Annotated in this window: 3 protein-coding genes and 1 pseudogene; 1 reads left to right on the top strand and 3 read right to left on the bottom strand. The window is 66.3% G+C overall.

Annotated features, from left to right (window positions below; all coding sequences use genetic code 11):
- The coding region (locus AC2VON_RS16790; RefSeq protein ID WP_486953962.1) for a phosphoribosyltransferase at positions 1–309 on the top strand (309 nt) is incomplete at its 5' end.
- Between the two features lie 143 nt (positions 310–452).
- Here the strand turns inward: AC2VON_RS16790 and AC2VON_RS16795 are convergent.
- The 3 genes and pseudogenes from AC2VON_RS16795 to AC2VON_RS16805 form a co-directional block, all read right to left on the bottom strand.
- Positions 453–771, bottom strand: a pseudogene (locus AC2VON_RS16795) (SIMPL domain-containing protein); the annotation flags it as partial.
- Complete coding sequence (locus AC2VON_RS16800) at positions 729–1304, bottom strand: histidine phosphatase family protein (RefSeq protein WP_421529600.1); 576 nt, start codon at positions 1302–1304, stop codon at positions 729–731. The gene AC2VON_RS16800 and the pseudogene AC2VON_RS16795, both read right to left, overlap by 43 nt.
- A gap of 51 nt (positions 1305–1355) precedes the next feature.
- A partial coding sequence (locus tag AC2VON_RS16805; RefSeq protein ID WP_486953963.1) for a universal stress protein occupies positions 1356–1547 on the bottom strand: 192 nt, incomplete at its 5' end.

Consider the following 1547-nt stretch of genomic DNA (forward strand, 5'->3'; position numbering starts at 1 on the left):
GTGGTGCGGATCCTGAAGGATCTGGACCGCGACATCCAGGGCCGGGACGTGCTGATCGTCGAGGATGTCGTCGACTCCGGCCTCACGCTGTCCTGGCTGCTGCGCAACCTGAGCAGCCGGCATCCGCGGTCGCTGCGGGTGTGCACGCTGCTGCGCAAGCCCGATGCGCGGGGCGCCAACGTCGAGATCGCTTACGTGGGCTTCGACATCCCCAACGACTTCGTCGTGGGTTACGGCCTGGACTATGACGAGCGCTACCGCGACCTGTCGTACATCGGCATGCTGGACCCGCGGGTCTACCAGCAGTAGCCCGGCCGCAGTCCAGCCTCCACACCGCGGCCACCGAGAGGCTCACCGTCTGGCTGGCCGGGTTCCAGCGGAACGGCGGCCGGCATGGCCTTCTGGGCGCCGGGCGCGGCCCTCGGCTCGGCGCTGTCCGTGGATTCGCAGACGGTGGTGCTGACGTCCTTGCGCTCGATCCGGGCTCCGGCGAGCGCGCCGGGGACCGCCTGCTGGCGGTCGTTGGTCTGATCCATCGCCGCGGTGACGTCGGGTGCGGTGAACTCGATGCCGACCTGGACGGTCAACGTGTCCGGGACGCCCTGGACGTGCCCCGAACCGACGACGGTCACCTGGCGGGCACACGCCCCCGGCTTGGATGGGGTGGTGGGAGTCGCACGCCGACACCGTGGCGATGGCAGCGCCGGCGGCATCATGACAGCCAAAACTCAGCTGTCTGGTGCTATCTGGTCGTAGGCGTCGACTCGCCATGTCCCGTCCACCAGACTCAGCTGATTCCAGCATGCCGTGCGCTGCTGGACCCGACCGAGCGACGGATCCAATTGCTCTAACAAGGTCTGGTTGAACGCGTCATGAGAAACCAGGATGATGGGACCGGGCGCGCGTTCGGCGACGAGTTCGAAAAACGCCCGCTTCGCGCGTTCTGCCAGGGCAGTACGTGGCTCGACTCCTGGCGCGGAATCTACGCTTCCGTATTGCTTTTCGACTTCGGCTCGGGGATGTCCGGTCATCGGCCCGTAGTCACGGTCGTTCAGACGCAAGTCGACGCTCACCGGGATGCCGGCGGCTCGGCCAATGGCCTCGGCAGTCGAGACCGCCCGCTGCAGAGGACTGGACACCACCGCCGTCGCACCTTTGGTTGCGAGCACTTTGGCCAGGCGCTCTACCTCGGCAAGGCCGACTTCGTCCAGCGGAGGATCGCTCAATCCGCGCAGCCGGCCCTCGGCATTGAACGCCGTACGGCCATGACGCGCCAGGTAAACTCGCGACATTTCTTCAGTCATTTCTCTCCTTTGCCCGGGTTTGTCGGGGTCCTGAAATGCGTTTTCGGCAACTCATCCGGAACTGGGACGGCGGAAGACGAGGACGGGACACGCGGCGTGTTGGACGCAGTGCTGGCTGACCGAACCCAGCAGCATTCCGGCGAATCCGCCCCGGCCCCGGCTGCCTACGACAAGCAGGTCTGCTGATCGCGAGGCCTCGGTGAGAACGTCCGCTGGTTGTCCCTTGACCACGCGAAGATTCAC

This window comes from Mycobacterium sp. TH-M82, from assembly GCF_057473605.1.

Bases quoted from the DNA above. Each gene is read 5' to 3' on its own strand.
- AC2VON_RS16800 (WP_421529600.1), bottom strand. From the start codon at position 1,304: ATGACTGAAGAAATGTCGCGAGTTTACCTGGCGCGTCATGGCCGTACG.